Annotated in this window: 6 protein-coding genes and 1 pseudogene; 2 read left to right on the top strand and 5 right to left on the bottom strand. The window is 35.9% G+C overall.

All coding sequences use genetic code 11. From position 1 onward, the window contains the following. Positions 1-176: 176 nt before the first annotated feature. Positions 177-479, top strand: a pseudogene (locus A9G11_RS13680) (helix-turn-helix domain-containing protein); the annotation flags it as partial. An 86-nt stretch (positions 480-565) separates the two neighbouring features. Beyond that, positions 566-829 (top strand): SymE family type I addiction module toxin, encoded by a 264-nt coding sequence (locus tag A9G11_RS13675; protein ID WP_081298587.1) that lies wholly within the window; start codon positions 566-568, stop codon positions 827-829. 62 nt (positions 830-891) lie between these two features. On the opposite strand, the gene A9G11_RS13670 is transcribed toward A9G11_RS13675, so the two are convergent. The 5 genes from A9G11_RS13670 to A9G11_RS13655 all read right to left on the bottom strand — a co-directional run. Next, on the bottom strand, positions 892-1,158 hold the full coding sequence (locus A9G11_RS13670; protein WP_065620135.1) for a hypothetical protein: 267 nt from the start codon (positions 1,156-1,158) through the stop codon (positions 892-894). Beyond that, entirely contained in the window at positions 1,159-2,523 is a 1,365-nt protein-coding gene (locus tag A9G11_RS14645) for a VENN motif pre-toxin domain-containing protein (RefSeq protein ID WP_255308554.1), read from the bottom strand. Positions 2,524-2,534: 11 nt separating this feature from the next. Continuing rightward, positions 2,535-2,672, bottom strand: coding sequence for a hypothetical protein (locus A9G11_RS14535; RefSeq protein ID WP_176701284.1), 138 nt, complete (start codon positions 2,670-2,672; stop codon positions 2,535-2,537). 59 nt (positions 2,673-2,731) lie between these two features. Further along, positions 2,732-3,058: a hypothetical protein gene (locus A9G11_RS13660; protein ID WP_065620068.1), complete on the bottom strand. Its 327-nt coding sequence runs from the start codon at positions 3,056-3,058 to the stop codon at positions 2,732-2,734. Between the two features lie 10 nt (positions 3,059-3,068). Continuing rightward, positions 3,069-3,853: VENN motif pre-toxin domain-containing protein (locus A9G11_RS13655; protein ID WP_176701287.1), on the bottom strand; the 785-nt coding region annotated here is incomplete at its 5' end.

Below are 3,853 nucleotides of genomic sequence, written 5' to 3'. Positions count from 1 at the left end.
CGTCCCCTTTCCGGCATTAGAATCATTACCATAACTTATTTCCTTTGGTGCTTCAACATTAATCGTATCAGTAGGTTTTTGATTATACTCTCCTTCTTCATATTTCCAATTTGATCCTGGTTTAGTTTTACCTGCATCCTGACCTTTTGCTATTGTAACTACCTTAGTTCCCTTTCCGGCAAGAAGTAGCTGCTAAACTGGGATTACAGCTTTCACAGTACAACAAGTATGAGTCAGGTATGCATATTCCCCCTGCGGATAAACTGATATTGCTTGCTGAACTCTTTACTACATCCATTGATTATTTATTAATAGGAACGTATGACGAACATTCAACAATGAGTAATACGCGGTTATTTGAAAGATTTAAGGCATTAACCAACTGTCCTCAAGAAGAGCAAGAGACTGTCATTAAATTAATTGATGCGGTTATTGTTAAAAATCGAGTTGAATCGGCATTGCTGCCTGTTGATAAATAGCGATTAATTGTTTAAACGCAGACTGGCTGTGTGCGACCACAACCAATCTGCTAATCACAACAACTAGCAACTAAGGAGTAGTTATCATGACTAACGTCCATTCTACGGCAAAAACAGCCAAAACCAAAACCACCAGTAAAACCCTGCGAGAGACGTCGAAACGTCATTACACTGTTGGTTACATCAGCGTCCGCCACGAACCTAAAACTACACAGGCTTGCACTCATTACAGCAAACACCCTGCACTGCATCTTAAAGGCAACTGGTTAGAAGCGGTAGGATTTACCACCGGACAACCTGTCACCATTACCGCTAAAAAAGGCAAGTTAATTGTCCAACTTGTGAAGTAGATCGCATAATTAGTAAATAATTACCTCAGTTCTGCGATAGAGATCGCAGAACTGGCAATAAATTAATCTTCTTTTATATATGAATCAAAAACGTTTGGATCTTTATCACTTGCGACTAATATTCGACCACATGAAGGGCAAATATAAACTTCTTTAGTATCTTTGTCATATAATTCAGTCAACTTATCTGCATATGAATCACTCCGTATTTCATCCCAAGTAGAGAGTATTTTCATAAGATTTTTCAGAGGAACAAGATTATATAAAAAATCCTCTTCCATAGTATTATTATCCATAATACAACCACATGGACATTTAAGTTTAGACATTTATTTAGCTCCTCTAGTAGGCCGATCATAACGAATAATTTGACCTTTAGAATCTTGGAAGAATAGAGTGTTTATATTGTTTGCACTAGGTTTTCCCCAAGTTCTATTAGCTATTTCGGTCATTTGACTTTTTGATAGATCTGCTTGAGTAAGCACAGAGTTCGTTTGCTGATTCTTTTTCTCTATCATTCTTAAAATAGTTTTTGTATCAAGGTTTTGAGGAGTATAAACATCAACCTTACCGATTCCTTCAACATAAAGATCCTGAGTCTTAACTTTATTTTGATTGACTTCTTTTTTGACAACAACATCATAACCTAAATTTAAGAAACCACTACCAGCTCTCATCTCATTAGCATTTGGTGTTGAACCTTGTTCAAAGATCATCGTTCCGGTTTTACCCGAGTTAATATTACCAATTGAATTACTGCCTGGTGCAAGTTCAATTTGAGTGCCTTTATCTAAAATGACACTTCCCGTTGCTCCTGTTGAGTTGCCTTTAGGAATTAGGCTAGAAGTTACTACTGGCGCTAGTGTTAAAACGCCATCAACAACTTTTAATACAGCATCAGTTGTAAATTTACCATCATGGTATATTTGACCAACCCCTTCACCTAATGCATAACTTCCTTGAGCAGTGTCAATAGCATTATAAATCCAACCACTTACTCCAGGTACGAAGTTCATTACAGGACGACCAACTTGGCGCTCCCAATCCGTTGATTGGAGATACTTCTGAATATTATATTGTTCTCGATAATATTCTTCATTTTCATCCATTGGACGAGAACTAAATAATTTTTCAAGTAATGATTTATTTGCGATAGATTCCCAGTAGGCTTTATTATATTGCTCTTGTTGCTCTTTGGTTCCTAAATATGGATAATCATAATTATGAGGCCTATATCCCCAGTTACCTGTTAATAAATCGTAAATTGATTGTCTTGCCGCTTCTTCTCCGCTCATTCCTTCCACTTGTTGATAATAACGTGACAAAGATACAGCTAGTTGTTGAACCTCTGCTTCAGTTAATGAGTTCGGATCTTTATAATATTTTCCTACAAGATAATCCCCTTTTTGATCTAACTCATCAAGCATAAACATTTCTATTTTTTCTGATTGAGTTAAAAATCCCTTATCTCGTTTGTTTCTTAATTCTTCTAAACGGCTTTGATCTTTTGGTCCCAAAAAGTTATTCTCAACCGCATTTTTACTACTATTCACTCCTGTTGTTATATCACTTTCATCTCCGCCCATACTTGCTATGGTGAGGCCTACCGCTAGCTGAGTTAAGGCACTGATGTTATCTTTTTCTTCTTCCGTTAGGTCTTTTACATCTCTATCTCCATATAAGGCTTTTTGGATAATTGGGGCTGCTATCTCCCCTGTGACTGCACTCGCTCCGCTACTACTGCTCCCAGTATTGCATGTGCCACTAAATTCGCTACCGGACTATCTGTTTTCCATTCCCCATTTTCCGCATGACCTGTGTGGAGTTTTATCTGTTCGGCCACACAGATCACTTATATAAAAAATCCCAGTTTTTAGGCTGGGAACTTTAATTCAATAAATACTAAAAATCAGACCATTCTGAATATTCAATATCTTCAGGTGTTAATTCTTCATAACCATCTTCTTTTAACATTGCATTAAAGTTTTTTATGGTATTTTCTAAAGCCTTTTCAATGGTATCACCATCACCTAAAGCACTTTGAGGGTAACCATCATCAAATTTACGTTTAATTCTAACATCACTTATTCCTGTATATGAGCCAAACTGAGACTCACAGACTTTAATTTTCATTTTGGCGTAAGGTAAAATTCCAACCATCCAAACTGTAAACTCAGCCACAGTTTTATCAATTCCACTCACATTATCAAGTTTTAAATTATGCCACATAAAATATCCCCTATTGTTTACCAAATGATACTATTCTCTTATCTGCGGCTATGTCAATATATTTACCATTTTTATAATATCTTGTTACATTTTGTGTATAGCCTTTTACATTTTTTACAACTCTTGCTCCTCTTAAATTCTTTGCAAACTCTTTAGCCTGATTCAAATAGTGTTCTGGGGAATCAGATTTCAACTCCTTACCATGTTTATTATAATGTTTTAATAACGAATCCGCAGATTTTCCCTCGGCACCCTCATGCCATTCTTCTTCAATTTTATTGTTATTTTTTAAAAAATAATCTTGCCAATCTTTTTCTATAATCTGATTATTAGCAATATCAGACGTTATTTCAGTATTACTTAATGTATTATCATTAATTATGCTATTTATACTCTTATCATTTGATTCACTTGCTAATTGATTTGCATTTCCATATCTATCATAGGTTTTTAGTACTGCATTTTCGAAGTTACTATCTCCCATCGGATCAACTAATGCAAGGTCAATTAATTTCCTTTGTTCAAGCGTAAGACTGGTTAAAAAAGATTCGGCCTCAGCAATACTTAATCCTCTTCCAACGAGTACATCTACTGCTGTAATTGTCACTGGTTGACCTATTGTATTCGTTCGAATAACTCGCCAAGAAATCACAGCAGCTTGAACCATCCAGTTATTCTCAACCGCATTTTTACTACTATTCACTCCTGTTGTTATATCACTTTCATCGCCTCCCATACTTGCTATGGTGAGTCCTACCGCTAGCTGAGTTAAGGCACTGATGTTATCTTTTTCTT

The organism is Gilliamella sp. wkB108, assembly GCF_001690195.1.
Lineage (GTDB): Bacteria > Pseudomonadota > Gammaproteobacteria > Enterobacterales > Orbaceae > Gilliamella > Gilliamella apicola_L.
Note: the sequence above shows the minus strand (reverse complement) of the source record. Positions and strands in the feature narration are given on the sequence as shown.